Origin of the sequence: Caballeronia sp. LZ008 (assembly GCF_031451435.1) — a bacterium.
Classification (GTDB): Bacteria; Pseudomonadota; Gammaproteobacteria; order Burkholderiales; family Burkholderiaceae; genus Caballeronia; species Caballeronia zhejiangensis.
The window spans coordinates 993,449-1,019,688 of record NZ_JARUXK010000003.1; the positions used below are offsets into that span (position 1 = coordinate 993,449).

Annotated in this window: 22 protein-coding genes; 8 read left to right on the top strand and 14 right to left on the bottom strand. The window is 58.9% G+C overall.

Annotated features, from left to right (window positions below):
* Nucleotides 1-155: 155 nt before the first annotated feature.
* The 14 genes from dhaK to mdlC form a co-directional block, all read right to left on the bottom strand.
* Entirely contained in the window at nucleotides 156-1,145 is a 990-nt protein-coding gene (dhaK, locus tag QCE49_RS23510) for a dihydroxyacetone kinase subunit DhaK (protein ID WP_175982594.1), read from the bottom strand.
* Between the two features lie 14 nt (nucleotides 1,146-1,159).
* Nucleotides 1,160-1,795, bottom strand: coding sequence for a dihydroxyacetone kinase subunit DhaL (gene dhaL, locus QCE49_RS23515; protein ID WP_008348928.1), 636 nt, complete (start codon nucleotides 1,793-1,795; stop codon nucleotides 1,160-1,162).
* Nucleotides 1,792-2,811, bottom strand: coding sequence for an ABC transporter ATP-binding protein (locus tag QCE49_RS23520; RefSeq protein WP_250457530.1), 1,020 nt, complete (start codon nucleotides 2,809-2,811; stop codon nucleotides 1,792-1,794). Before QCE49_RS23520 ends, dhaL begins: the two co-directional genes overlap by 4 nt.
* Nucleotides 2,804-3,919: an ABC transporter ATP-binding protein gene (locus QCE49_RS23525; protein WP_034472427.1), complete on the bottom strand. Its 1,116-nt coding sequence runs from the start codon at nucleotides 3,917-3,919 to the stop codon at nucleotides 2,804-2,806. Before QCE49_RS23525 ends, QCE49_RS23520 begins: the two co-directional genes overlap by 8 nt.
* Before the next feature lie 3 nt (nucleotides 3,920-3,922).
* Nucleotides 3,923-4,117, bottom strand: a complete 195-nt coding sequence (locus QCE49_RS23530) for a hypothetical protein (protein WP_008348936.1) — start codon at nucleotides 4,115-4,117, stop codon at nucleotides 3,923-3,925.
* Nucleotides 4,114-5,067 (bottom strand): carbohydrate ABC transporter permease, encoded by a 954-nt coding sequence (locus QCE49_RS23535; RefSeq protein WP_175982596.1) that lies wholly within the window; start codon nucleotides 5,065-5,067, stop codon nucleotides 4,114-4,116. The genes QCE49_RS23530 and QCE49_RS23535 overlap by 4 nt, the downstream gene beginning before the upstream one ends.
* Nucleotides 5,064-6,020: a carbohydrate ABC transporter permease gene (locus tag QCE49_RS23540; RefSeq protein ID WP_250457531.1), complete on the bottom strand. Its 957-nt coding sequence runs from the start codon at nucleotides 6,018-6,020 to the stop codon at nucleotides 5,064-5,066. Before QCE49_RS23540 ends, QCE49_RS23535 begins: the two co-directional genes overlap by 4 nt.
* A gap of 72 nt (nucleotides 6,021-6,092) precedes the next feature.
* Nucleotides 6,093-7,424, bottom strand: coding sequence for an ABC transporter substrate-binding protein (locus tag QCE49_RS23545; protein WP_175982597.1), 1,332 nt, complete (start codon nucleotides 7,422-7,424; stop codon nucleotides 6,093-6,095).
* Nucleotides 7,425-7,538: 114 nt separating this feature from the next.
* Nucleotides 7,539-8,558, bottom strand: a complete 1,020-nt coding sequence (locus tag QCE49_RS23550) for a LacI family DNA-binding transcriptional regulator (RefSeq protein ID WP_175982598.1) — start codon at nucleotides 8,556-8,558, stop codon at nucleotides 7,539-7,541.
* A gap of 254 nt (nucleotides 8,559-8,812) precedes the next feature.
* The gene (locus QCE49_RS23555; RefSeq protein WP_250457532.1) at nucleotides 8,813-9,958 is read right to left on the bottom strand and encodes an alpha-hydroxy-acid oxidizing protein; all 1,146 of its coding nucleotides are present in this window, start codon (nucleotides 9,956-9,958) and stop codon (nucleotides 8,813-8,815) included.
* 157 nt (nucleotides 9,959-10,115) lie between these two features.
* Entirely contained in the window at nucleotides 10,116-11,492 is a 1,377-nt protein-coding gene (locus tag QCE49_RS23560) for an MFS transporter (protein ID WP_250457533.1), read from the bottom strand.
* 188 nt (nucleotides 11,493-11,680) lie between these two features.
* Nucleotides 11,681-12,616, bottom strand: a complete 936-nt coding sequence (locus tag QCE49_RS23565; RefSeq protein WP_279613062.1) for a ketopantoate reductase family protein — start codon at nucleotides 12,614-12,616, stop codon at nucleotides 11,681-11,683.
* A 74-nt stretch (nucleotides 12,617-12,690) separates the two neighbouring features.
* Nucleotides 12,691-14,142, bottom strand: a complete 1,452-nt coding sequence (locus QCE49_RS23570) for an aldehyde dehydrogenase (RefSeq protein ID WP_008348953.1) — start codon at nucleotides 14,140-14,142, stop codon at nucleotides 12,691-12,693.
* 37 nt (nucleotides 14,143-14,179) lie between these two features.
* On the bottom strand, nucleotides 14,180-15,793 hold the full coding sequence (mdlC, locus tag QCE49_RS23575; protein ID WP_250457534.1) for a benzoylformate decarboxylase: 1,614 nt from the start codon (nucleotides 15,791-15,793) through the stop codon (nucleotides 14,180-14,182).
* A gap of 242 nt (nucleotides 15,794-16,035) precedes the next feature.
* On the opposite strand from mdlC, the gene QCE49_RS23580 reads away from it, so the two are divergent.
* The 8 genes from QCE49_RS23580 (at nucleotide 16,036) to QCE49_RS23615 (ending at nucleotide 26,239) form a co-directional block, all read left to right on the top strand.
* Nucleotides 16,036-16,962, top strand: coding sequence for a LysR family transcriptional regulator (locus QCE49_RS23580; RefSeq protein ID WP_008348956.1), 927 nt, complete (start codon nucleotides 16,036-16,038; stop codon nucleotides 16,960-16,962).
* Nucleotides 16,963-17,401: 439 nt separating this feature from the next.
* A complete protein-coding gene (locus QCE49_RS23585) occupies nucleotides 17,402-17,947 on the top strand; it encodes a fimbrial protein (RefSeq protein ID WP_175982605.1) in 546 nt (181 codons plus the stop codon).
* Nucleotides 17,948-18,046: 99 nt separating this feature from the next.
* Entirely contained in the window at nucleotides 18,047-18,790 is a 744-nt protein-coding gene (locus QCE49_RS23590) for a fimbria/pilus periplasmic chaperone (RefSeq protein ID WP_250457535.1), read from the top strand.
* A gap of 146 nt (nucleotides 18,791-18,936) precedes the next feature.
* Nucleotides 18,937-21,522: a fimbria/pilus outer membrane usher protein gene (locus tag QCE49_RS23595; RefSeq protein WP_250457536.1), complete on the top strand. Its 2,586-nt coding sequence runs from the start codon at nucleotides 18,937-18,939 to the stop codon at nucleotides 21,520-21,522.
* Between the two features lie 250 nt (nucleotides 21,523-21,772).
* Nucleotides 21,773-22,645, top strand: a complete 873-nt coding sequence (locus QCE49_RS23600; protein ID WP_250457537.1) for a fimbrial protein — start codon at nucleotides 21,773-21,775, stop codon at nucleotides 22,643-22,645.
* A gap of 53 nt (nucleotides 22,646-22,698) precedes the next feature.
* Complete coding sequence (locus QCE49_RS23605; RefSeq protein WP_250457538.1) at nucleotides 22,699-23,223, top strand: fimbrial protein; 525 nt, start codon at nucleotides 22,699-22,701, stop codon at nucleotides 23,221-23,223.
* Between the two features lie 772 nt (nucleotides 23,224-23,995).
* On the top strand, nucleotides 23,996-24,931 hold the full coding sequence (locus tag QCE49_RS23610) for a hypothetical protein (RefSeq protein WP_250457539.1): 936 nt from the start codon (nucleotides 23,996-23,998) through the stop codon (nucleotides 24,929-24,931).
* 69 nt (nucleotides 24,932-25,000) lie between these two features.
* Entirely contained in the window at nucleotides 25,001-26,239 is a 1,239-nt protein-coding gene (locus QCE49_RS23615; protein WP_250457542.1) for an HlyD family efflux transporter periplasmic adaptor subunit, read from the top strand.
* The last annotated feature ends 1 nt before the right edge of the window (nucleotide 26,240 follow it).

Consider the following 26,240-nt stretch of genomic DNA (forward strand, 5'->3'; position numbering starts at 1 on the left):
GGGGTTTTATAGGCGCGGAAGGCCGCTGGGACGCGGCGCGCGGCGAAGCGCGCAAGGGCCGCGTCGCCGATACGCCGATAAACAAAACTGATGGCTCGTGAAAGAGGACGCAATTCCGGCCGAGCGACCGGACGATTGCAAACGTTCCGGCGAATCTACATTCCCCACCTGAGCGATGGCGTATGCACGGGGCTGTCCCAATGCCGCTTCATTTCATCGTCCAGCACGCACAAGGTGATCGACGCACCGGCCATTTCCAGCGACGTCGTGAGCGATCCGACCTGCACGCGCGTGACCGCGAGACCGCGCTGATGCAGCCACGAGCGTGTGGAATTGAACAGCAGATACAGTTCGCCGAGCGGCGTGCCGCCCAGCCCATTGATCAAGACCAGCAGCTCCGAGCCGTTCCCCGGTTTCAGATCGGCGACGATCGCCGTCAGCAGTTCTGCCGCGATCGCGTCGGCGGCGGCAAAGCGCGTTCGCCGCCGCCCTGGCTCGCCATGAATGCCGACGCCGACCTCCATTTCATCGTCGCCGATCTTGAACGTCAGCGTGCCCGCTGCGGGCACGGTGCAACTCGAAAACGCGACGCCCATCGACGCCGTATGCTTGTTGATCCGGTCGCCGAACGCCTTGCATTGTTCGAGATCGGCGCCGCTCTCGGCGAGACTGCCCACCAGCTTCTCGACGATCACCGCACCCGCCACGCCCCGCCGGCCCGTCGTATAACTGGAGTTTTCGACCGCGACATCGTCGTTGATCAGCACCATCGCATTCGCCAACTCCGACATTTCGGATGCCATTTCGAAGTTCATCAGATCGCCGGAATAGTTCTTCACGATGAAGAGCGTGCCCGCGCCCGTATCGACGGCCTTGGCGGCTGCCATCATCTGATCGGGCGTCGGCGAAGTAAACACCTGGCCAGGGCACGCGGCGTCCAGCATTCCGTACCCGACGAAGCCGCTATGCAAGGGCTCGTGTCCCGATCCGCCGCCCGAGACCAGCGCGACCTTGCCCGGCTTCAACGTCTTGCGCCGCACGAACACAGGTTCGTGATTGAGCACGACGAGATCGTCATGCGCGGCGGCGAATCCGGCAAGGCTCTCAGTCAGAAAGTCGTCGACATGGTTGATAAACTTTTTCATGGCCTGCGCTCCTTTCACTCTCTGTATTGCGCGAGCCGCGCGCATACCGCACCGATCATCAACTGGCTCGACCGTGCGCCGGGATCGATGTGCCCGCGCGCGCGCTCGCCGAGAAACGACGCGCGCCCCTTGGTCGCGAGCATGTCGCGCGTCGCGAGCATGCCTTCTTCAGCCGTCCGCGGCAGCGCATCGAGCACGGCTTCGCGCGGCGCACTGCGCTCGGCCAGTTCCATGAAGCGCGACGCGACAGGGATAAGCACGTCCATCATCGTCTTGCTGCCGGTGCCGGCCTTGCCGCGCTGGGCAACGGCATCGACGCCCGCGGCGAAGATCCGCGCCGCGTCCGCCACACTCAGGGTGTCCGCGTTCTGCGCGGCCTTCGCCATGCCATGCAGCAACGAAAAGAACAGCGGCCCCGACGAACCGCCCACCGTCGACAGCAATTTGGAGGCGGCCTGGTCCAGCGCGGGCGCAAACGCCTCGGCCTCGATAGCGGCGCGCATCGCAAACAGCGCATCCATGCCCCGCAACAGGTTGAAGATATGATCGCCGTCGCCAATCTGCTGATCGAGCGCGGCGATCTCGTCCGTATGTTCCTTGAGCGTCGCGTGCGCGGCTTCAATGCACGCCATGACCGTTTTCCCGTTCATGCCGGAATCCTCCTGCCGTCGGAGCGGAAATAGAGAAGACTGCGCAGAGGTAGCGACACGCCGACTGTCTGCCCCGGCGTGAAATTGCGCTCGGTCATGGTTGTCGCGACGATGGCGGTGCCGTCGCGCTCCATGATCAGCAGATGCCGCAGCGGAGAATATTCGAGCACGCGAAGATTGAGCACGTCGCGCGTATCGTGCGCGTGCAGCACGATGTCTTCAGGACGGATCGCGACCGTCGAGGTGCCTGCGGGTATCGTGGCAGGATCGAACAACACGGGCGGCAGCAAGTTGATGGGCGGTGAGCCGAGACGTTGCGCGGCGCCTAGCGAAGCCGGATTGCCATATACGTCGCGCGGCGCGCCCACCTGCACGATGCGCCCGTGTTCGAGAATGCCGATGCGGTCCGCGAGCGTGGTCGCTTCGACCTGATCGTGCGTCACGTAGATGATCGTGGCGCCGATCGTGCGATGCAGCCGCTTCAGTTCTATCCGCAGTTCCTCGCGCAACTTCGCGTCGAGCGAAGACAGCGGCTCGTCCATCAGAAACACCTTGGGCTGACGCACGAGCGCGCGTCCGATGGCCACGCGCTGCATCTCGCCGCCCGACAGACGCGTCGCCAGATTGCCGAGCTTCGACTCGATATGCAACATCTGCGCGACCGACTGCACGCGCGCGGTGACTTCCGCCTCGCTCACGCGCCGCCGCGGGGAGCGCAGCGGAAACGCCAGGTTGCCGAACACCGTCAGATGCGGATACAGCGAATACTGCTGAAAGATGAAGGCGACGTCGCGGTCCGCCGGATGCATGTCCGTCGCGGCGGCGCCGTCGATGAATATCTCGCCATCGTCGGGCCGCTCGAGACCTGCGATGAGCCGCAACGTAGTGGTCTTGCCCGCGCCGCTCGGACCGAGCAACACGACGAACTCGCCCTCCTTCACGTCGAGCGACACATCATCCACCGCGACGATATCGCCGAATCGCTTCGTCACGCCATGCAAGCGAATTTCAGACATAAGCGCCTCCGTTGCCGCTTCCGTTGACGGCCATCTGCCGCGCGGCGCCGGGCAGCAGCTTGCCGCTCGATGCGTCGTAGAGGAGCGTGCGCTCCTTGGCGAACGACATCCCGACCTGCGACCCCGCCACCAGTCCTTCGTCCTTGCCGACCCGCACGCGCATCACGCCGAGTGCCGTTTCGACGACGAGAATCTGATGCGAGCCGAGATATTCATCCGCGATCACGCGTCCACGCAACGCACCGCGCTCGTCGATCACGACATGCTCTGGCCGCACGCCGAGCAGCGCTTTCGCCGCGGACGTAGCCGTGCGCGGCACGGACACGGCGACGCCGGATAGCGAGACCGATTCCGCGCCCGCTTCGACGCCGCCATCCACCGCCAGGAAATTCATCGGCGGGCTGCCGATGAAGCTGCCGACAAACACGGTCGCTGGAAAGTGATAGACCTCATGCGGCGACGCCGATTGCAGCACCTCGCCGCCGCTCATCACGACGATGTCGTCGGCCATCGCCATCGCTTCGCGTTGATCGTGCGTCACGTAGACCGTCGTCGCGTTGAGCGCGTTATGCAGCTTGCGCAACTCGAGGCACATCAGTTCGCGGAAATCCGCATCGAGCGTGCCGAGCGGCTCGTCCATCAGAAAAGCCTTCGGGTGCCGGACGATCGCGCGGCCCAGGGCGACGCGTTGCCGATCGCCGCCCGACAGCCCGCCCGTCTTTCGGTCGAGCAGACTTTCGATGCGAAGCATATGCGCGGCCGCATCGACGCGCGCGGCAATCTCGCGGCGCGCAATACCCTCGTTCTTCAGCGGAAAAGCGATGTTGTTACGTACCGTCATATGCGGATACAGCGCGAACATCTGGAACACGAATGCAATATCGCGCTGACGCGCACGCAGCCCCGTGACATCTTCGCCGTCGATCAGAATCTGGCCCGAAGTCGGCAGTTCGAGCCCGGCGATCATGCGCAACGTCGTCGTCTTGCCGCAACCGGAGGGTCCGAGCAGCACCACGAAGCGGCCGTTGCTCACGGTGAGATTCGTATCGTGTACGGCAGTGAAGTCACCGAAGCGCTTATGAAGGTTGGATAGAACGATCGTCGACATGGCTCACTCCGGGAAGTGACTCGTCACGACGAATGCCAGCGCACCCGCCAGAATCACAGGGAACGACCAGGTATAGAGATCGACCGTGAACGGCTGGACGAGCATCGCAATGCCGAGGCCGATCAGCACGGTCGATGCGCCCTCGCCGTAGCGCCTGCGGAACAGACGGCGGCGCGGCATGACGGGCTGGGCTTTCATTTGCGTACCGCTCCGAAGGTGATCCCGCGCAACAGATGCTTGCGCAGCACAACGGTGAAGATCAGGATGGGCAGCACGAACAGCGTCGTCGCGGCCGCGACCGCTGGCCAGTCCTGCCCGCCCTCGCCGATGATGAACGGAATGAACGGCGGCATCGTCTGCGCGTCGCCGCTCGTCAGCAGCAATGCGAACGCGTACTCGTTCCACGCAAAGATCAGACAGAAGATCGCCGTCGCAGCAATGCCGGTGATCGCCTGCGGCAGCACGACCTTCACGAAGGCCTGCAACCGCGTGTATCCGTCGACAAGCGCCGCTTCCTCATATTCGCGAGGGATTTCGTCGATGAATCCTTTGAGCAGCCACACCGCCAGCGACACGTTCACGGCCGTATAGAGCACGATCATGCCGAGGTAGCTGTCGGCGAGGCCGAGCGTGCGATACATGAGATAGATGGGAATCGCCACCGCGATGGGCGGCATCATTCGCGTGGACAGTATGAAGAACAGCAGATCGTCGGCGAGCGGCACCTTGAAGCGCGAAAACGCATAGGCGGCCAACGTGCCGAGAAACACCGCAAGAAAGGTCGAGCCGAACCCGATCACGAGCGAATTGACGAAGCGCGGCAGGACCTTCGACGGCCCTGCAATCACCATGTTGCGCTTTCGGACATCGCGGTCGTACCAGGTCTCTGCGGGCGGCAAACTCGCGATGAACTCCGGCGTCTGCCGCGAGCGGATCGTGAAAAGATTCACGTAACCTTCCATCGACGGATGAAACACGACGACGGGCGGATACGCGATCGCATCCTCCTGTGTCTTGAAGCTCGTCAGGATGATCCAGACGATCGGCAGCGTCGCGATGAGCGCATACGCGATCACGACGACTGCGGCAAACGTCTTGCTGCGCGGCGATGCAGCCACCACCGACTGTTGAAGGGCAAGGTCTGTCATCGCTGTTTCACCCGGTTGAGCGCCTTCACATAGATGTTCGCCGCACCGAACACGACAACGAACAGAATGATCGCGAGCGCGGACGAATAACCCGTCCTCCACTTCTCGAAGGCTGCGCGCTTGAGCGTGATCGACACGGTTTCCGTCACGGAGCCCGGCCCGCCCGATGTCAGCAGATTCACCATGTCGAACATCTTGAAGTTCTCGATCCCGCGAAAAAGGATCGCGAGCATCAGGAACGGCAGCGTCATCGGCAGTGTGATCGACCAGAACTGACGCCATGGCGAAGCGCGATCGACTTCGGCCGCTTCATAGATGTAGTCCGGAATCGAACGCAATCCCGCCAGGCAGATCAGCATCACGTAGGGCGTCCACATCCATGCATCGACCATGACGATCGTCCACGGTGCGAGCGGCACATCGCCGATCATCTGGAACGAGTTCGGCGGAATGCCCGTGAAAAAGCCGACGATGTCGTTGAAAAGACCCGTCTGCGGTTGCAGCAAAAAGGTCCAAAAGTTGCCGACGACAGCGGGCGAAAGCATCATCGGCAGCAGAATCAGCGTGGTCCAGAAACTATGGCCGCGAAACTGCCGGTTGATCAGCAGTGCGAGCCCGAAGCCGAGCAGCACTTCGAGTCCGACCGACCAGAAAACGAAGCGCGCCGTCACCTGCATCGCGTACCAGATGTCTTCGTCGGTGAGTATGTCCGTGTAATTGTCGATGCCGACATTGCGCGCGGGCACGCTCGGCATATTCGACTTGAAGTTCGTGAATGAGAGCCGCAATGCCCAGATCAACGGAAAGATGTTGATGGCGAGCAGCAGCACGATAGTCGGAAGAATGAACAGCCACGCGACGGTTCGGTCAGACAGTCCGCGCAAGCGCGCGGCCGCGCGCGTCTGCGCTTTGGTCTGCAACCCTTCCGGAGGAAAAGGCTTGTTTGCCAACATGCCTGACTCCTTGTTGTCGCGGACCGGCGAGATCGATCGGCTCGCCGGCCCGCGCGTTCATGTGCGGTAACGCTAGTTCTTCCCTTCCGCCTTGAATACTTTGTTCCAGTCCTTGACGAGCAGATCGAGCGCTTCTTTCGCCGTGCCCTTATCCGCAACCACATAGTCGTGCACGCGCTTTTGCATGTCGAGCAACAACTCGGCATAAGTAGGCTCGGCCCAGAAGTCTTTCACTATCGACATCGACTTCAGGAATGCAGGCGCAAATGGCGCGCTCTTCGGAAAGTCCGGCGCGTCCACCACCGACTTCGCCGCGGAGTAGCCGCCGAGTTGCCACCACTTCTTCTGCACATCGGCTTGCGCGAACCACTTGATGTATTCGAGCGCGTCGGCCTTGTGATCCGAGTACGACACGACGGATATGCCTTGACCGCCAAGCTGCGTGAACTGTTTCGTTTCCTTCGGATTGACGAAGAAGCCGATCTTGTCGCCGCCGACATTCGGATCCTTGTACAGGCCGGGGAAGAAGGCGAACCAGTTCATCTGCATCGCGACCTGCCCCGACTTGAACGCATCGAGCCCTTCCTGCATGTAGGCGTTCGTCATGCCGGGCGCCGTGCAGCACTTGTAAAGCGCCTTATAGAATTCGAGTCCCTTTATCGCGCCTGGCGAATTCACGAAGCCCTCCAGGTGATACGGCTTCTTCGGGTCCTGGTATTCGAAGCCGAAGTTATAGAGCATGTTGGTCACGCCCATTGTGATCCCTTCCGAGCCGCGCTCCGTGAAGATATACACGCCATACACGGTTTTGCCGTCGATCTTTCGTCCCTGAAAGAACTCGGCTGTCTGCTTGAGTTCGTCCATTGTCGTGGGCGGCTCGAGTTCGCGCTTGTACTTTTGCTTGAACTCCGCGCGCAGTTCGGGCCTCGCAAACCAGTCTTTGCGGTAGGTCCAGCCCACGGCGTCCGCCATCGCGGGCAGCGCCCAGTAATTCGGCGTGTTCTTCGGCCACTCTGCGTAGCCGACGACGGTCGCCGGCACGAAGTCGTCCATCGAGATTTTGTTCTTGTCGAAGAAATCATTGAGCTTGACGTAGTGTCCATTGACCGCGGCACCGCCAATCCACTGACTATCTCCGATGATGAGATCGCACAGCTTTCCATGCGAATTCAGTTCGTTGAGGAAGCGGTCCGCATAACTCGTCCACGGCACGAACTCGAACTTCATTGCAATGCCGGTTTTCGCCGTGAAGTCTTTCGATAATTCGACGAGCGCATTGGCGGGGTCCCATGCGGCCCAACATAGCGTCAACTGCTTGCCCTGCGCATGCGCCGCCGATCCGAAGCTCAGTCCCAGCGACGCGACGAGCGCCGCTAATACCCTTGATGACGTAAGACGTAACATGTGTCTTCTCCTTGTCTCTGTCGGGTCTCAAACTGATGACAGACAGCGCCCATGCGCCGGACGCTGCATATGAGCTCTGGCGGACCGAAGCGAACTGTCCGCGTGTCGCGAGCTTCAGGCATGCGCATTCTCACGAAGATAGATACGGGTTTCGGGCGTCGGGATGGAAGGCACGCCGCGCACGTCGTTCAGGAAGTTGAGAGCGGCGAGACCGGCCCAATGGACAATGCCGCGCACGTCCTGATCGAGGATCACGTCGATCGCCCGCTCCGACAGCAGCGCCCGCGTATCGGCCGTGCACTCGTGGCCGATCAGTACGACGCGCGCCTTGTCGCCCGATTCCTGCAGCGTCGACGCGATGCCGGAAATGCCGCCGCACGTCACATACACGCCGACCAGATCCGGATGTCCCGCCGTCAGTCCTTGCACGGCGAGTCCGGCGCTGTCGTCGTCTTCGGCGAAATCGGGCTCCGTGAGCCAGCGCAGGTTGCGAAAGTCCTCTTCGAGCACCTGGGAAAAACCCGTCCGACGCTCGAGCTGATCGTGCAGACGCGACGACGCCGACAGCACGGCGACCGTGCCGATGCGCGAACCGACGAAGCGGCCCATCAGCAGACCCGCCGTTCGTCCGGCCATGCGGTTATCGACACCCACGTACGTGGCGCGCGCACTCGACGGCAAATCTGAAAAGACCGTAACGACGGGCACGTTGGCATCCATCATGTCCTGAATCATCCGCTCGACCCATGGGTAATCGAGCGGCACGAGCACGAGCGCGTCGTAGTCGATCAATTGCTGTGCGAGTGAGATCGCGTCGCGCTGGCTGGACAGGTCGCAACGGTAAAACGACGAGACAAGACGATGCTCGCGAAAGAAGCTGGCGGACAGCGCGATATCGCGTTCGACTTGATCGAGAAAGCGGGAATTGATTTGCGGTAAGACGAAGGCGACCCGGAATGATGTGGTTTTCGCAGGCCTGCCGCGGCTTGCGCGTTCGTCGCGCAGCGTGGCCAGCGCGAGATGTACACGTTCGGCCGTTTCGGGGCGCACCCCCTGGTCTTCGCGCAGCACACGATCGACCGTTGCCACGCTCACCCCGGCGCGGCGCGCAATCATCATACGTGTAGCTGGCATGGGTCTCCTCCGGTGCCAGGCGAAGAATCATTTTATGAACTCAAGATAGTTTTCTGCGCGGAGAATGCAAGCTTTTTTCACGCGTTAAATGCATCATTTTTGCCAGCATGCACCGTTGGATTTTTTCTCTATGTGCTTAATGTCGGCGCTTGTCTCGGCGTTGGATTCGCATCTGTGTGCCGATCAGAACGGATCTGTCATTAGTCATCCTTATAACGTCAAGAAAAGGGTGAACCGATGGCTGCCCCCCTCCGCTACAATGGCCGCCGAGCGACACAACTCCGATTGACTTCCATTATCGAACTGGACCCGATGAGGGCGAGGGTCCGGTCGATTTCCTCTTTGATCATCGCGATGACATCGGACACACCGGCCTCGCCTTTCGCGGAGAGCCCGTACAAAGTGGCGCGCCCAAGCATCACGGCCGTCGCGCCCAATGCGACCGCCTTCACCACATCGGCCCCTCTTCGGATACCACTGTCCAGAATGAGATCGGTGGTCGGCGTCGCATCGGAGATGCCCGGCAATGCGTCGATCGGCGCAGGAAGATCCGCGAGCTGTCGTCCGCCATGATTCGAGACTATGACACCGTCGGCGCCGATTTCCACGCATCGCGCGGCATCTTCAGCCGTCACGACCCCCTTGACGAGCAGCTTTCCGGGCCAGTCGTCGCGCAAGCGACGGAGGTCGTCCCAGCTAAAGCTCGCGTCCATTTCCCGCCGCAGCACCGCAGCCTGGGAGGCGGTATCAGAGGCGTCATCGGTCGCGAAGTTCTTCAACTGCGGCATACCATTCGTCAGGTAGGACCACAGCCAACGGGGATGCGAAATGCCATCGAGAGCGCCTCGTGGAGTGACTTTGAATGGCATAGCAAACCCGTTTCGCAGATCGCGCTGCCGGAATCCATTTACCGCGACGTCCGTGGTCAGGATCAACGTCGAATAACGAGCCTCTCGCGCTCTCGAGACCAAGCTCTTCGCCACATTCCGGTGTACTACGTATAACTGGAACCACAAGTCTCCGTCCGCTCCCCTTGCTACCGCCTCGATCGACATGTTCGACGCGGTAGAGAGTGCGAACGGGATTCCAGCCTTGCTTGCAGCCCGTGCAAGCGCAAGATCTCCGTCGGGCCAGAACGCACTATTCAGACCTGTCGGCGCGATCACGAGCGGCGACGAAATTTGTCTCCCCAGAAGCTCGGTAGACTGCACACGCTCGCTCACATCGACAAGACGCCGCGGACGCAATTCCCACTTGTCAAAGGCGGCACGATTGTGCGTCAGGCCGGACTCGTCGTCGGCCCCGCCTTCGAGATAGTCGAATACCATCCTCGGCAACCGACGCCGAGCCGCGGAACGATAGTCACCGACGGAGAAGATATGGGGAAACGCTCTTGCCATGATTGTGTCTTGCTTGACCGAACTGGAAACGTGGGGAAGAAAGCAATTTCTTGGCGTGTGTCACGGGCCGTCGAGCGACGACAGAGGAAGACCAACCGCAGTTGCGACTGGCAGACGGAGCGAGAATGCGCCGCTCATGCCAGTCGCCGACCTCGCGCTACTCAGTGACGACTTGCGTGACCAGCCGCTTCTGACGAAGCGCCGGGATATGGTTTCTGACCTGCGACAGCGAGATCAGTACCAACAGCATGGCGACCCCGAGCATCGCGAGATAGAGGGACGCTCCGCCCACGGTGATGACGACGGCGCCAGCGAATGCGCTGAGGATCGCACCGAGTCGTCCAAACGCGAGCGCCGAAGCGAGGCCGGTTGCTCTCACGCGAGTCGGATAGACATACGCACACAAGGCGTACATCGTCGACTGAACTGCATTGACGAAGAGACCGTGGACGCCCAGACCGATAACCAAGAGGCTCGTGTGACTCGCCACATCAACGCCTCGCAGAAAAAAGGCGCTCGCACATCCTCCGGCGCAGCACACCAGGAGCGGCCAACGCGAACCAAAGCGCGTGATGGCCAAGGCGCAGATGAGTGCCCCGAAGACGCCGCCGAGGTTATATGCGGTCAGGCCCGAACCGGCAAGTGCCACGGGAAGACCTTCGGATGCGAGCATGGTCGGCAGCCAGCTAAAGGCGGCGTAGACCGCGAGCAGGCACATGAAAAACGCACTCCAGATAGCAATCGTGTTACGTCGCTGAGCCGGCTCGAAGAGCGACCCGAAGCCGTCGCGTTGTTCGAGCCTTTGCTCGGCGGCGTCGACGAAAGTCGTCTGCGCACTAATCGGCCGCGACATTCTCGCAAGGAGCGCACGCAACTCGGTCCAGCGCTGTTCCTTGCGAGCGAGAAAGCGGGGAGACTCCGGGAACACGAAAAACAGCAGAATGCCAAGGGCCAAGGGGATCGTGCCACCGATGAAGAACAAGCCACGCCAACCGAAGGTCGGCAAGACGGCACCGGCGAAGAACCCAGCAAGCATGCCCCCGAGCGGCACGCAAACGATGGTAGACGTGACGGCGAGCGTGCGGCGACGTGCCGGGGTGAACTCTGCGGTCATCGTCGTGGCACTGGGAAGCGCTCCGCCGATGCCCAGGCCCGCGATAAAGCGAAGCGCGGCGATCATCGGTATGTCTTGCGCAAGCCCGATGGCGCAGGTTGCCGCGCCGAACACCACGACGCTACCGATGAGCGCCCAGCGCCGGCCAAACCTGTCGGCGAACAAGCCAGCGCACGCGCTCCCGACGCCCATGCCAACCAGACCCGCCGCCACGGCCGGCGCGAACGCATTGCGCGTTATGCCCCATTCTTTGATGATGGTGGGAATGGCGTAACCGATGAGCTGGCCATCGAAGCCGTCCATGATGATGGACAGTGCGGCCAGGCAAACGACGAACTTCTGAATGAGCGTAAAGGGGCCGTCGTCGAGAAGACTGCCAATGTCAGCAGTCTTCGAAGCGCTGAAGGTCTGCGGATTCATTGCTCGACCTCCGCGCACACATTCGATGGTCTGTCGATTGCAACAAGGTCCGCGACGTCGCGCGGGAGCATGGCAAAACATATCTTCATGGCGATGTCTCCTGGGTACGCTGCGCCGGGTTGATCGGCGCGTCTTTTGATGCATGATCGCGGACGTTTGTTGTTCTCGGTTGACGTGCCCGCGGCTACCTACTTCGCAACGGCTGATGCGTTTCGCGCGTCGATAAGCCTGACGAGCTTTGCCAATGTCTCCGTGTGCGGAACGGACACGTTGATGCTGCGGGCCACTTCAACGACTGCGCCGTTGATGCCTTCGATCTCTGTCTTTCGCCGGGCCAGAACGTCTTGCAGCATCGACGGCTTGTGCCCCTTGTGCTGTTCGATCGCATGAACGATGTTTGTCGAGCACACGCTCAGATCCGCGGAAACGCCGCTGACGTTCGCCACTGCGATGACCTCGGCGGCCACGGTCAGTGCCAGGCTCTTGCTGTCCTCCAGCAGTCCAAGCTGGTCCACCGTCGTTCCAGTGACCGCACAGATGCTGTTGAGCGCAGCGTTGAACGCCACCTTTTCCCAGATAGCTGCCCAGACGTTGTCGTCGATCTGACAATTCAATCCGGCGGAATTCAGAGCCTCGGCGACGGCATTGACTTGGGAAGTGCGTTCACCGTCGGCGCTCATCATGCGAATTCTCCCTTCGCCGTGACTGCTCACCGAGCCAGGACCGACAAGGTCCGCTGGCCACGTGGTAACGCCAACAAGCACGTTGGAGAGCGGCACGAAGTCTCGAATCGCTTCGACGTTCCCGAGTCCGTTTTGCAGCGTGAGCACGGCGGTTGTCTCGCCGAGCAGATGCTCGATGCCGGACAAGGCCGCGCGCGTGTGCATCGACTTCGTGAAGAGCAACAGCAAGTCAGGCGGTTTATCGGTAGCTTCGGGTCGTATCGCGTTGATGTTCGTGATTGCGCGAGTATCGTCATCCATCTCCAAGCGGAGGCCCTTCGCACCGATAGCGTCCAGATGCGGTTGATTGATGTCGATCAGCGTGACTGAGTGACCGGCTTCCGCCAGGCGGCCGCCGAACAACGACCCCATCGCTCCTGCACCGAGTACGGCGATTTCCATAGTTGACATGTCGACCGCGGCTGCGGTCTTACCTGAGTTGTCGAACGAGTTGACGAGGGTGACAGGGACGTAACTCAGAACGGATAGTGTCGCGGCGACGTTTGCACAGTGACCCAGCGCAAGTCGGTAAAAGCGGCAATGCCTGCCTGTCCGCCGAAGTGGCCAAAGCCACTACCTTTGACGCCTCCAAACGGCATCTGCGCTTCGTCGTGGACGGTTGGCCCGTTGACGTGGCAAATCCCGGATTGGATGCGGCTGGCCACCCGCATCGCGCGCGCGACATCGCGACTGAACACGGCCGCAGCGAGACCGTATTCGTTATCGTTAGCGCATCGAATCGCTTCTTCTTCGCCGTCGACGCGCACGATTGCCTTGACAGGGCCAAACGTCTCTTCGTTGTAGATCCGCATGTTCGGTCCAACGTTATCGACGAGCGTTGCAGGCATAAGCGTGTTCTCTGCTTTTCCCCCGCAGACCATCGTCGCGCCTTTGTGCAAGGCGTCATCGATCAAGGCGTTGCATCGTTGTACCGTCGCCATATCGACAACGGAGCCCAACACGACCGGCCCCTTTCGAGGGTCGCCGAGCGGCAGCGTCTTAGCCTTTTCACCGAGCTGAAGAACAAACTCGTCGGCGATCGCGCGATCGACGATGATGCGCTCGGTGGACATGCAGATTTGTCCTGAATTCGCGAAGGCGCCGAAAGCGGCAGCATCGACCGCTGCCGCTATGTCGGCGTCGTCGAGCACGATCAGCGGGGCCTTTCCGCCCAGTTCGAGAACAGACGGTTTGAGATGCCGTGCGCAGCTTTCCGCGATGATTTTCCCGACCTTTGTCGAGCCCGTGAAATTGACACGTCGGATAGCCGGATGCGAAATCAGCGCTTCGACAACCGGACCTGCATCGGCAGGCGCGTTCGTGACGAAGTTGACGACGCCTGCGGGCAATCCAGCATCCATGAAGGCTTCCGCAATGAGTGCGTGCGTCGCCGGGCAGATTTCCGAGCCCTTCAGTACCACCGTGTTACCGCAAGCGAGTGGAAGCGCAACCGCACGCACGCCAAGGATGACAGGCGCATTCCACGGCGCAATCCCGAGGCATACGCCTGCGGGTTGCCGAACCGCCATCGCCACGCTGCCGGGGACGTCGGACGGAATGACTTCGCCTGAAATTTGCGTGGTCAGTGACGCTGCCTCCCGCAGGCCGTCAGCGGCCAATCGCACATTGAAGTCGGCCCAGATGCGCGAAGCGCCCGTTTCGGCCGCCATCGCGGAAGCAAACGCCTCCGCCTTCGCTTCGAGCGCTTGCGCCGCGCTAAGGAGATAGGAACGACGCTGGGTCGGGCCCTGCTGAGACCAATGAGCAAACGCGACGGCAGCTGAATCCACTGCATCACGAACGTCGTCCAGCGTACACGCAGGGGCCACGCTTGCGACGTCCTGATCCAAGGGGTTAGAACGTTGGAATGTCGCGCCATTGCTCGCGCCGACATGCGCTCCGTTGATAAGCATCGAAATCGTCTTCATAGTCTCCGCCTTATGTTTCTCTTTTCCTGTAGGCCCTTCAGGCAATCACGACCTCGACAAGACGTGGCTCGCCCGCCTCGAGGGCTTCCTTCAACTTGTCCGCGAGCTCCGCGGCGTTCGCGACACGGAGACCTTTACAACCCATGCCCTGGGCAAGCGACACGAAATCCAAGCCGGGAAGATCAGTGCCCTGAACAGCGTCGTCGGAAGCGAATCCAAACACCGGCGCAAACTCTTGAAGCGCGGCATAGCGCTGGTTGTTCAGAATGACGAACGTGATCGGCAGACGCATCTGCACCGCGCTATAGATCGCCTGGATCGAGTACATGCTCGAGCCATCTCCGATCAATCCAATCACTTTGCGATCGGGAAGAGCGAGCGCGACGCCGACCGCTGCAGGCATGCCGTAGCCCAAGCCGCCGCTAGCCATCGTGAAAAACGTATTGCTCTTTGTGAACGGCAGATACCGTTGCATGGCCGGGCGAGAACTCGGTGCCTCTTCAACGACAACGTCGTTCGGATCGCGAACCTCCGCGAGGGTTTGCAGCGCGAAGGCGACCGACATCACGGGCGACGGCTCGGCACGAGGTGCTCTTGGCCGAGGCTCAGGCAAAGGACGCGTGTCTGGCGCCGCACGCGCAAGCAAGTCAAGCAAGCCGAGGCGGACGTTGCCGACCACCGCAACCCCTCCGGGCGTCCACGCCGCGACGTTGGGGTCGTCGATGAGTTGATAAAGCGCCGCGCCCGCCGGCACGTGCGGGCCTGTACCTTCGACGTGATACGAAAAGGCAGGCGCGCCAAGGACGCAAACGACGTCATGCCCATCGAGCAGCGAGACGATCTTTTCACGCATCGCGGGGAAAAATCCCGCGAAAAGTCGATGGTCCTCGGGGAACGAACAACGCGCGCTCATCGGCGCGACAAAGACGCGTGCGTTATGTCTCTCGGCCAGCTGAACGACTTCCTTCCATGCGCCCGCCCGGTCGACTCCCGCACCTACCACGAGAGCCGGCGTTCTCGATGCGTCCAACGCTGCGCCGAGTTTCGCCAATGCCTCCGGGTCGGGACGAACCGAGTTGCTGACAGTCGCGCGCTCATGAAACTCCGCAGGCTGGTCCCAGTCATCCACGGGAATTGAAACGAAGACAGGCCCACGCGGCTCCTGCATTGCGATGTGATACGCGCGCTCCAGCGCGCGCGGCACGTCTTGCGCACGCGCGGGTTCGATCGCCCACTTCACGTATGGCTTGGGCAACTCGACTGCCTGTGCGGCGGAAAGGAACGGGTCGAACGGCAAGATCGAACGGGCTTGTTGACCCGCCGTGATAACGAGCGGAGTCTGATTCTTGAATGCCGTGAAGATATTGCCCATCGCGTTGCCGACGCCGGCCGCAGAATGAAGGTTCACTAACGCTGCGTTTCCAGTTGCTTGCGCATAGCCATCGGCCATCCCGACGACTGCCGCTTCTTGTAAGCCCAGGACGTATCGGAAGTCGGCAGGGAAGTCCCGAAACATTGGAAGCTCCGTCGATCCAGGGTTAGCAAAGATCGACGTCATCCCCAGTTCGCGCACGAGCTTAATGACGACATCCCTGACGGTGGCTTGTGTCGACGGACTGCTTCCTTCGCCTTGTTTGTCGCTGCCTGTCATTGCGATTCCTCTTTGGTTCAAGAGCGTTTCTGCTCTTCGGTGAAACGAGTATGGATTTCCGAGACATGCTTGAATATTGCTTTTTTGCGCGGAACCCTTTACCTTCAGGTAAAGGCTCGGAGCTTTTGCGAAATGTCATATGTTGAAGTAAGTGGCTGTTTTTGATGCTCTTTTCCAAGCCCAATTTGAGTTGATGGCCAATGCCCTAGGCCAGTGTCCCTAGGGAACACCCCAACGAACTCATGAGCTACAACCTCCATCAATTGCATGCTTTTACGACCATCGTGTCGTCCGGCAGCCTCGGAAGGGCCGCAGCATCGCTCAATGTGACTCAGCCAGCACTCAGTCGAACGATCAAGCGCCTGGAGGAAGATGTGGGCGCGCCGCTCTTTGAGCGGCACGTCAAAGGCATGCAGTTGACGGATATTGGCGCTGCCTTGCTGCCGCATGCTCAGCTTCTATTGCGGGAGGCAGAAAATGCGCGCGAAGAGATCGACGCGATGCGCGGACTCGCCAAAGGAACGATCAAGGTGGGAGCGGTTGGCAGTCTCGCCGCCCACTTCCTTCCTTTGGCGGTCGATCGTGTCTTGGAGAAATGGGGCAACTTGCACGTCGAAATCATCGAAGGCGTGTGGGACCGCCTTGCCGAGGGGCTCATCAATTACGAGATCGACCTCGCTCTAAGCACGGCCACTAATGACAGCGACGAGATCGTGGCCGTACCTGACTGCCGATGGGAGGACAACAGCTTCGTCGTAGCAGCTTTCAGCCATCCATTGCGCAAGAAACCCAAGCTCGCTCTCGCCGACACATTGACCGCGCGGTGGGCCATCCCGCCCAAAGGTACAGCCCCTTATGAACACATGCGAGAGACTTTTCTCTCTCGCAACCTCGACATGCCGGATATTGCCGTCCGGACGCGCTCGGTGACCGTGCTTAAAAGTCTGGTAGCCGAATGCTCGTTTCTGAGCTGGATGCCGGAACCGATGTACGACTCCGAAAGCAAGGCAGGGATCATGGGGACTCTGCCTATTCCGGGCGTTCGCGCCGCCAGAACATTGACAGCGTTTCAGCGCCGCGACGGGATACTGCCGCGTCCAGCCGCGCGTCTGCTCGACGAACTCAGAAGCCTGACCGAGGGCGGCATGGCGTTGCGGACCACGCGATAAGCCAAAGATTGCCATCGAGTTCGGAATCTCGGGAACTGCGTTAGGAAATAATCTAAATTCTCCGCCTGATTCGATTTAGTCTGCGCAAGCGCCCAGCGGCCGGGCCAAAATCAGTTTCAAATACCAAGTTAGAAATTGTTCTAAATGCGGCTTTAGAATTATTTCTAACTACTGCTTTAAGGCATTTATTAACGGATAATTATTTAGGATTTCCAGACTTTCTATTTTCATTTGGAACCCTTAATATCCGTTTCCAGCATTTGGCCTGGGATCGCAGGATTCGAGAAGGCACGTTATCCCCAGATAACCCACCTTTACGACTCTCGTCCAGTGCAAGTTCGTTGCATCAGTATGAATCCAACGTCTTTAACGATCCGGAATTCCGGAGGCCCCTCCACGGCCATATGCTGAAACCAAACATTCCTGGGAGCATTGCTTTATGAAGTCTTTCGCTATTTCCACTTTGATGGCCGCTATTTTGGGAGCTACTGCAGGTAGCGCTCTCGCAGCTGATGGAACGATCACGTTCAATGGAGCCTTGACGGCTTCGACATGTGAAATCAATGGTAATGACACGTCGTCCAAAGACTTTACGGTCAATCTTCCGACGCTGTCCACGAATGCCTTGACGAAATCGGGCGATACGGCAGGCGCCACTTCCTACCATATCGCGTTGTCCAAATGCACGCCGGTAACGTCGACCAGCAAGGCTTCGGTCTTCTATGAGGCGGGCGCCACCGTCGATCCGGTCGATGGACGTCTTATCGTCGCGCCAGGCGGCGCTCAAAACGTCAAGCTGCAAATCAACAACAGCGACGGTTCCCAGATCAAGGCCGGCTTTTCGACCGATCTGCAGAACTCCAAAGCGGCCGATATCTCGAGCGGCGCAGCGACGCTGTACTACCAGGCTGAATACTACGCAACGGGCGCCACGACTGCCGGCGCGGCCAATTCGTCTGTCGTGTACAGCATCGATTATCAATAAGTCGATAAGCACCGGGACCTCTCAGTTGTCAGGGAGGTCGGGAAGCGGGGCGGCTGCCCCGCTTTTCCAATCGAATGTGGCATTGAATTTCTTCGCGCAATGAAACTGATCCGCAAGACACTTACCTTCGCAACGATCTGCCTGTCGATCGCTGCATTCGCCCCGACCGCCATTGCATCCGTGGTGATTGCCGGTACGCGAATCGTTTATAACCAGAACGATTCCGAAGTTACCGTCAAATTAACAAACAACGGAAAACTCCCGGGGTTGACCAAGGTATGGATCGACCGGGGCGATCCGAACGCGAAGCCCGACAGCATCGAGGTGCCTTTTACCATCATGCCGCCCATCATGCGGATCGATCCGGGTAAATCGCAAACCTTGCGGATCATGAGTGCCGGTGAGGAGCTTCCTGCCGACAAGGAATCCCTCTTCTATCTGAATGTGCTCGAAGTGCCGCCGAAGCCAACCGGGGATGAAGCAAGCCCCAATCAACTGCAACTGGCTTTCCGTACGCGCATTAAGTTCTTCTTCCGGCCTAACGGGCTCAAAGGACAAGTCACGGATGCGCCTGCTCAGGTGATCTGGCATTTGAAACACGATGGCGATCAAAACATGATCGAGGCGACTAACCCTACGCCTTATCACATCTCATTCGATCGAATCCAGTTCGGTCGAGGCAGTAATGTGGCCGCCTTCGACCAAGGTGGAATGGTGGGGCCAGGCGAAACAAAGAAGTTTCCCTTGAAAGGGACGTTTCCCCGTCAGGGATCCAAGGTGAACTATACCGCCATCAATGACTATGGCGGGCCGCAAAACGGCGAAGCCGACGTTGCGCCCTGAGCCACTTAAGTTCGTATGGTTCTGCTTCAACAGATAAGACGCATTCCTAAGTTTTTATACGTTTCATCCCGGAAAGTATCTCCGCGTGCGTAGTGCGATGACGTGTGTGAGACACGCTGTCATACGTTTGGCTGATCGAATCGAAAATGAAAGACCGCCGCAATTTCCCGTCGGTTCACAAGTTGAATCCGATGTACTTCGTCACTCTGCAAGCTCTCGCAGCCATGAGTGCCAGTTCGCATGCGTACGCCGACGCCGCAACGAAGTATTCTGCCGTCGAATTCAACGAACAGTTTCTCGAATCGGGAAGCGGCGAAAAGGTGGATATATCCCGCTTCAACAAAGGGCAGGAAATCCTGCCCGGCACCTATCGTGCCGACACTTATGTGAACAACGAGTGGAAAGGCAAACTCGGCATCGAGATTCGTGGACCCCAAAACGGTGACGGCGTCGTGCACCCCTGCATGACGTCCGATCTTTTGACGCAATTCGGCGTCGACATCCGGAAATTGACTCCCGAAGCATTGGCCGCACTCGATGACGCGGATAAAACGTGTCCGTCGCTCGCTGATCTGATAACCGATGCCACGGCATCATTCGATAGCGGCGAGCAGCGTCTCGAAGTCAGTATTCCGCAAATCGTGTTGAATACGAGAGCGCGCGGTTACGTTGATCCGAAATTCTGGGACGAAGGCGTGCCTGCAGCTTCGCTCCAGTACAACGCGAATACCTACCACAGCTCATCCGGCGGGTTCAATAACGACTCACAGTATCTCGGCCTGATCGGCGGGATCAATGCCGGCCCGTGGCGATTCCGCTACCAAGGCAATCTGACGCATGACAATGTCAGCGGGCAGCATTATCAGACGATTCAAACCTACCTGCAGCGTGACTTCAAGGACATCAAGAGCCAGTTGACGGGTGGCGATACCTTCACCGATGGCGCATTGTTCGACAGTTATGGCGTGCTCGGCGTAACGCTCGGAACCGACGACCGGATGTATCCGGAGTCGCAACGCGGCTATGCTCCTATCGTGCGCGGCATCGCAAACAGCAATGCAAGAGTTCAGATTCGGCAGAACGGAAACATCATCTATGAAACGAATGTTCCGCCGGGGCCGTTCGAAATCAACGACCTTTATCCGACCGGTTACGGCGGCAATCTCGATGTAATCGTGACCGAGGCCGACGGTTCCCAGCGTATTTCCACGGTGCCCTATGCGGCGGCCGTCAATTCGTTGCGCGCCGGCATGACTCGCTACAGTGCCACGATCGGCGAATATCGCGATCCGAACATCGACATTCACCCGTTCGTTTCGCAGTTTACGATTCAGCGCGGTCTCAGCAATTTCCTCACGGTCTATGGCGGATTCATTGGCGCGGACATGTATGTCTCCGGCATGTTGGGGGCCGCGCTCAATACGAAAATAGGCGCCGTCGCCCTCGATGTCACGCAGGCGAGCGCCAGTTTCAAAGGCTATGGCTCGCGCAACGGTACCAGTGTACGGTTGAGCTACAGTCGTCTGCTTGAAGCGACGAGCACCAATATTGCCATTGCTGCTTATCGGTATTCGACTAGCGGTTTCTTTTCGCTGCCGGATGCCGTGCAGCAACGTCAGCTCTATCAGGACGGCCACCCCGATGCAATGACGGGAATGCAGAAGTCCCGTCTTCAGTTCGTGCTGAATCAGAGTCTCGGAGAAGGCGGCCGATTCGGTAATCTCTATGCGATGGGTTCGCTCACGAGTTATTGGAATCGCGCAAACCACGATACGCAATACCAGATTGGCTATAGCAATAGCTGGAAGCGCATGACTTATGGCGCATCGGTCGTCCGACAGTACGAGGTCGGAACGAATAAGTGGGACAACCGCATCATGCTGACGCTATCAGTGCCTCTGGGATTGGGCTCGCGCGCGCCTCAATCTAGCACCTATGTCCAGCACGATACGAGTAATAAGAGCACCAGTGTCCAGCAGTCCATTTCGGGCACGCTCGGCAACGACAATGCGTTCAGTTACGGCGTCAACGGTACGTATTCCGACGGAGGCACATACGGTGGCAGCGCGCTCAACGGCGGCGCGAATATCGGCTATTCGTCGCCGTTCGCGCTATTGACGGCCAACGCAAGCACCGGACGCCACTACAACCAGGTTGGAGCAGGTATTTCCGGCGGGATCGTGGCGTGGCGTGGCGGCGTCGCTTTTACACCCAACATGAGCGACACCGTGGCTGTCGTCGAAGCGAAGGATGCGGCAGGCGCGCGCGTCGCGAATGCTGCAGGCCTTCGTATCGATCCCTGGGGGCATGCAATCGTATCGTCCCTGCAACCTTACTCGAATAATGACATCGAGATCGATCCGAAGGGATTGCCGATGAATGTCGCGCTGAAGTCGACCGTGCAACGCACGGCGCCGACGGCGGGCGCGGTAGTGGCGCTCAAATTCGATACGGAGAATATCGGTAAATCCGCGTTCATCCGCGCAACTCAAGCGGACGGCAAGCCACTTCCTTTTGGTGCGGAAGTGACTGACGAGCAGGACAACATCGTCGGGACGGTGGCGCAAGGCAGCCGCATCATCGCGACAGGATTGAAGCAGGACTCCGGAAAGCTCAAAGTCAGATGGGGCGATGCGCCAAATCAGTCATGCGCGATTCAGTATCAGCCTTCCGAGAAAGCTATCGCATCCAGACCGGATCTGATCTCGATCGCGAATGGCGTGTGCCATTGAATCTTCCTCTGTGTCATTCAACTACAACTCCATGAACCTTTCGAGAAAGATCCTTTCGGCTATTGCGAGGCGCCTCTCGCAAAGCTTCGCAGTCTTGATGGTGCTGCAGGGTAGCGCGTGGGCCTCGGCAACGTGCAATACAAACTACTCAGCGTTGGCGATGCCCGCATTCCCTTCGACGGTGGCCGTCCCGCGAGATCTACCGGTCGGCGCTCAGCTGACACCGTGGGTATCCCTGAGTACGGCGAACATGGTGACCTGCACTTCAAGCGGCCTGACCTATACCGGCATCACTTATTATTACGGCGGGATATCCAGCGCCGGCAGCAAAACCACTCAGACAGTCTCCTACAGCGGAACAGCATTTAACGTCTACCAGACGAACGTGCCTGGCGTCGGTATCGCGATGGGAGGAACCGTGACCGCGCATGGAAAGGCCGGCGGTCCGTATCCGTTTCCCTACTACTATTACAACAACGCTGACGGAACGAACTACAACAATGGCGGATCGATTATCGCGGCATTGGTGAAAACCGGCGATATCACACCCGGCACCATGACGGGCGGAACAGTAGCCCAGGCGTATGCGCTTATCTCCAGCACGCTGTCCGGAACATTGCCGCCCGCCAGCATCGTCGGCTCGCCTATTTCGATTACCGTCAATCCTGTCGCGATTACGGTATTGACCTGCCAGACTCCGGACGTCTCCATATCCATGGGCACTTATAAACCGGCGGATTTCCCAGCCGTGGGCTCGACGACCAAAAGCATTTCCTTCAGTCCGCAGCTATTGAATTGTCCCGGTGGCACGGCTATTCCCGGCACTTCGGCAGGGCTCATTCATAGCGTCCAATACCGAATCGATGCATCGAACGGCACCGTGCCGGGATTCAGCAATGTAGCCGCCTTGGGTGGAAGTCCATCCGCCGGCGGCGTCGGTATCCAACTGTACGACAGCACCGGCGCCGTTTTCGAGTTCGGCGTATATCGAACAATGGCTGGTTTCAACAGTGCGACCGGCGGGAATTACAGCATCCCCATGTCGGCGCGCTATTACCGCACCGGAGCCGTAACCGCCGGACCCGCGAATTCGACGATGACGATGACAGTGAACTACCAATAGAGCGCCTGCCGAAACAGCCTTTCAACTTTCTTCGATACTACTGGAGACCTTATATGAAGACGCTCAAGTTATTCTTCGCAATATGCGCGCTCAACGGAGCCGGATCGACGCTCGCAGCCGATGCAACCCTGAATTTCACCGGAAATATCATCTTCCCGACATGCACTGTGGACGCGGCTTCGAAAACAAAGACCATCAATCTAGGCACGGTCAAAACCACGGATTTCCAGCAGTCGGTCGGCGCCACGCTAAGCCCGCAGGCATTCAATCTGCAATTGACTGGCTGCGCTACTGGAACGAACGTGTCGATGACCGTGAATGGCACGCAAGATACTGTCAACAGCGTTCTGAAAAATACCGCGGGTACTGCAACGCAGGTAGGCGTGCAACTGCTAAAGGCGGCGCAGTCCGGTGGCACCACGGGAACGGCCATAACCCTCGGTGCTACGACGGGCGCAGGCACGCCGGACGGGGCCGGGAATCTGACCATACCCATGGTGGCGCAATATTATCGTCTCGGAACATTAACCGGCGGTACCGTGAGCGCCACTGCTACCGTGGATTTCACATACAACTGAATACACTCCAATATCCCGGATATTAACTAGGATTAGTACTTGCCATTCAGCAGCGGTTAGAAATAAATCTAAATGCTTTTATTTAGGAATTATCGACATTGAAATTTTGCTGACAGGTTCGATAGAATCCTTGTACACAGTCAATTAGATCTTCTAACTCAACGCCTTGGCTTTTTTTCGGCGAAATAAGTGAACATTTCGCTCGTTTCAATTCGATCTTCATAAGGAGATAGCGATGCAAAAGGTAGATAGGAACGACTTGGCAAAGATGCAAATTTCGGGCGGCGCAGAAAAGGGGGCAAGCAGTTCATCCTCCTCTTCGTCTACCGTGTTCATCAGCGTCACGCAAACGTCGACAAGCGGTGGCGGACCGCTCGCAGTCCGCATTTAAGCAAGAATCCACAGAGTTTCCAATGTCCAAACGGTGGTCAAAATCGCTTGGACACTGGCACAAGCAGCCGAATGATATCGGCAATCTTATATTTCCATACTAAAGGAGTGGGAAATGCAAAAAATCAATCGTGAAGCGCTCGCTACGGTTCAATTGGCTGGCGGTTGCAAATCTTCCAAGGCCGCGTCGCGATCGACGTCGACGGTGGTGATTTACGTGAACCGCGCGTAAGTCTCTCGCCACATCACAAATCCATGCTGTTCGCCATATCGATGCTCGTCATCGATCCGGAATCTAGCCGATTTGTTTGATGAACGTGATTGAGGGTGAATCTTAAAAGTTCACCCTCAATTTCTTGCGAATTAAGGAAAGTAAATTCGGATGGCCGCGGCAGGTTTTCAACTCAAGAAATGGCTTACCTTGCAACGGCATCGTGTATGCCACGGGCTCATCGGTCACATTCCGAGACGCAGGCTGGAAACTTTCGCTTTTGCGATGTCGAAAATCCAGCATCTCTTAAGCCCGACGTGCAGGGCGGACGGAAATATCAGAGCGGAAATTGGCCGAAACGTCATCGGTCTGCCTGAAAAGCAGGCGGGGCGTGCGAAATTTGCGGCGCAGCTGGAAACGCTCGTTGACCAGCGCATTTACTTTGGCCGCTACATTCGCAACGGCGAATCGTGGACCGACCTCGACGCCATTGCGGAGTCCTTGGCCGATCAGGTCAAAGCGCTCAAGCGCAACGAGCCATCCCGGCCGGTATTCATATCGCCGTTCCACTACGTCTCGCAATACGCAAACATCTACGTTGTCGAGCGGATCGCCGCGTTGCTCGGTCTGACATCCCTTTCGGTTGTTTCGGGCGTTCCGCGCGATCAGTATGGCGATGACCACTCGCTCATACCCGGCATCTCCGTTTTATACACTTACGGCGACGCCAATCGTGTCGGCCTGGGGGTTCGTCTCGCAAGACGTCTGAAGCGCGATGGCGTTGCCGTGCTGTTCGCCGATATTCCGCCATTCAGCATGCATAGTTATCCGATGGAGACCATTGGCGTCTCCCTGCTCGGTCGCAATGCGCGCGTGCACAGGGGAATATTCCGGATCGGCGGACAATTCAATGCGTTGATGCTGCCGTTCTATCTTCGTTTCGAAAAGGGATGCTTCAGCGCCAGAACGTTCGACCTCGTCGAACTCGCTTCACCGACCGCGCCCCAGCAATTGGCCGACTGCATTCAGATCGCGTTGTCGGAGAACTATCAACAATGGACCTGCGCCGGCCATCCCTCCATGTACGCATTTGCCCCCGCGAGATAGCGACCGTCGAAACCCGAAGGCCGATTCTGGTTCGACACCACGGTCTCCTTGAAGCCGTTCCGATTTTCTATGCAACCAACTCCCCTGCCTCATTTCAGGGACGTCCCATGGCGGTGGATTGCCTATGCGGCGTCGATATTCGTCACCATCGCCATTGTCTTCGGCTTCATTCGCGAAATCGAACTCAAGCAGGATGTGCCCTGCGAAATCGTATCGCCGTCGGAGGTGAAGATTCGAGGCGTAAGCGGACTGATCGCATCGATTTACGTCCAGCCCGGACAACGCGTCGCGGCCGGCACGCCGCTCTTCAAGCTGCAGCGCGATTTATCGCTTACAACGGACGGCAATCGGCGGCAATCGTTCGATATGAAGCTACGTGATGATCAGATTCGCGCAATCGACGATCAATACGCCGCGCAACGGAATCAACTCAGTGCGCAGCGTGAGGCGTCGCGACTCACGGAGTCCAGCCGCCGCGCGGAGCTGGCCGCATTGGACGGACAACTCGCGCAGAACGGGCAACTCGTAAGCGAATATGTAAAGCGGCTCGCGCGACTCAACACGGTATCGGATTACGTCACCGCGGACAAACTCGAACAGGCGAGCGCGGACGTCCATCAAGGCAAGGCGAGCGTCGCACAGGGAATGGCGCGCCGTGGCGAACTGGTCGGCGCAATTAGCGTCGCGAAGAACGAGCAGACGAGGCTCGATGCGCAATTGCAGGAAATGGACGCGCGCCACAAGCGCGACATTCAGGACGTAAAGGCACGCTTCGAGCAAGGACTTCTCGATTCGACCGTTTCTGCGCCGAAGTCCGGCGTGGTCACGTTTTCCAATCTCGTCGAGGGACGCATGCTTGCGCCGGAGAACGTGGCGCTCGTCATTGCGACGGAAGACACCGGTCCGCTTCGCGCTGCGTTGAGCATCCCGTCACGGCGACGAGGATTCGTCCGCGAAGGGCAAATCGTGAGGTTGAAGCTGGACGCTTTCCCCTATGTGAAGTTCGGCACCTATGAGGCGCGTATCGATTCGATTTCTCGAACCGCAGTGTTGCCCGCGAGTCCGCCGACTTCACCGGCTTCGTCCAGTTCCCAGAGCGGCTCGAACTCGAGCGATACCACCGAAGGCCAGAAGAGTACCGACGGCGACTATCTTGCGTGGGCGACGCTGAGCGGAGAGACATTCGATTTCGACGGACAGCATCTGGCGATCCTTCCGGGCATGCGAGCAACGGCAAGCATCGTAGTCGAACGCCGAACCATTGCCGAATGGGTGCTCGCGCCCTTGTTCAGAATCATGAGAGGTTAAG

Coding starts and splice junctions, on each gene's coding strand:
- dhaK (WP_175982594.1), bottom strand. CDS start 1,145: ATGAAAAAGTTTATCAACCATGTCGACGACTTTCTGACTGAGAGCCTT.
- dhaL (WP_008348928.1), bottom strand. CDS start 1,795: ATGAACGGGAAAACGGTCATGGCGTGCATTGAAGCCGCGCACGCGACG.
- QCE49_RS23520 (WP_250457530.1), bottom strand. CDS start 2,811: ATGTCTGAAATTCGCTTGCATGGCGTGACGAAGCGATTCGGCGATATC.
- QCE49_RS23525 (WP_034472427.1), bottom strand. CDS start 3,919: ATGTCGACGATCGTTCTATCCAACCTTCATAAGCGCTTCGGTGACTTC.
- QCE49_RS23530 (WP_008348936.1), bottom strand. CDS start 4,117: ATGAAAGCCCAGCCCGTCATGCCGCGCCGCCGTCTGTTCCGCAGGCGC.
- QCE49_RS23535 (WP_175982596.1), bottom strand. CDS start 5,067: ATGACAGACCTTGCCCTTCAACAGTCGGTGGTGGCTGCATCGCCGCGC.
- QCE49_RS23540 (WP_250457531.1), bottom strand. CDS start 6,020: ATGTTGGCAAACAAGCCTTTTCCTCCGGAAGGGTTGCAGACCAAAGCG.
- QCE49_RS23545 (WP_175982597.1), bottom strand. CDS start 7,424: ATGTTACGTCTTACGTCATCAAGGGTATTAGCGGCGCTCGTCGCGTCG.
- QCE49_RS23550 (WP_175982598.1), bottom strand. CDS start 8,558: ATGCCAGCTACACGTATGATGATTGCGCGCCGCGCCGGGGTGAGCGTG.
- QCE49_RS23555 (WP_250457532.1), bottom strand. CDS start 9,958: ATGGCAAGAGCGTTTCCCCATATCTTCTCCGTCGGTGACTATCGTTCC.
- QCE49_RS23560 (WP_250457533.1), bottom strand. CDS start 11,492: ATGAATCCGCAGACCTTCAGCGCTTCGAAGACTGCTGACATTGGCAGT.
- QCE49_RS23565 (WP_279613062.1), bottom strand. CDS start 12,616: ATGGAAATCGCCGTACTCGGTGCAGGAGCGATGGGGTCGTTGTTCGGC.
- QCE49_RS23570 (WP_008348953.1), bottom strand. CDS start 14,142: ATGAAGACGATTTCGATGCTTATCAACGGAGCGCATGTCGGCGCGAGC.
- mdlC (WP_250457534.1), bottom strand. CDS start 15,793: ATGACAGGCAGCGACAAACAAGGCGAAGGAAGCAGTCCGTCGACACAA.
- QCE49_RS23580 (WP_008348956.1), top strand. CDS start 16,036: ATGAGCTACAACCTCCATCAATTGCATGCTTTTACGACCATCGTGTCG.
- QCE49_RS23585 (WP_175982605.1), top strand. CDS start 17,402: ATGAAGTCTTTCGCTATTTCCACTTTGATGGCCGCTATTTTGGGAGCT.
- QCE49_RS23590 (WP_250457535.1), top strand. CDS start 18,047: ATGAAACTGATCCGCAAGACACTTACCTTCGCAACGATCTGCCTGTCG.
- QCE49_RS23595 (WP_250457536.1), top strand. CDS start 18,937: ATGAAAGACCGCCGCAATTTCCCGTCGGTTCACAAGTTGAATCCGATG.
- QCE49_RS23600 (WP_250457537.1), top strand. CDS start 21,773: ATGGTGACCTGCACTTCAAGCGGCCTGACCTATACCGGCATCACTTAT.
- QCE49_RS23605 (WP_250457538.1), top strand. CDS start 22,699: ATGAAGACGCTCAAGTTATTCTTCGCAATATGCGCGCTCAACGGAGCC.
- QCE49_RS23610 (WP_250457539.1), top strand. CDS start 23,996: ATGGCCGCGGCAGGTTTTCAACTCAAGAAATGGCTTACCTTGCAACGG.
- QCE49_RS23615 (WP_250457542.1), top strand. CDS start 25,001: ATGCAACCAACTCCCCTGCCTCATTTCAGGGACGTCCCATGGCGGTGG.